Annotated in this window: 1 pseudogene; it reads left to right on the top strand. The window is 48.4% G+C overall.

What is annotated here, in order from left to right:
* Positions 1-52: 52 nt before the first annotated feature.
* Positions 53-492 (top strand): annotated as a pseudogene (locus QTN95_RS21075) (S-type Pyocin domain-containing protein); the annotation flags it as partial.

Here is a 492-nt window from a genome sequence, read left to right as displayed (position 1 = left end):
CTTTCATCGCAATGTTGGTTGTTCGTTTGTTTTAGCCCAAACGACAAACGAAGTGTTACTAGGGCGCTGGCGTGAAACCAAAATCAAAGAAGGGACACGCTACACCCTATTCACCGCGTTTGATGAGCCTAAAAAATTGGTCGGAGAAGTGGCATCTAAGTCGTTAGGTCTCTCGCCTCGTCAGCCAGTAAAAGTCAGACCGATAGGCAGTGGCGTAGCGCAAGAGGGCTTTATTCCCGTTTTTCCCGCTGTGCAGCTCGGCGAGCGGCTAGGCTTTCCCACTCACGGTTTTTACTACCACTTTCATAACGGAAAACTGATCCAAGAGTACCGTATTCTCGGTGATAAAAACTGGGGCTTTTATGCCACTCACTCAATGCATCACCGCCTTGATCCCGAAAGAGGCTATAACCAGAACCAAAACGCGATATTGGTGTTGTGGAAACTCGGTGGCAAAGTGGTCGAGGGGCAACATCTTGTTTATTTAGAGAG

This window comes from Vibrio sp. M260112, from assembly GCF_036533775.1.
Lineage (GTDB): Bacteria > Pseudomonadota > Gammaproteobacteria > Enterobacterales > Vibrionaceae > Vibrio.
Note: the sequence above shows the minus strand (reverse complement) of the source record. Positions and strands in the feature narration are given on the sequence as shown.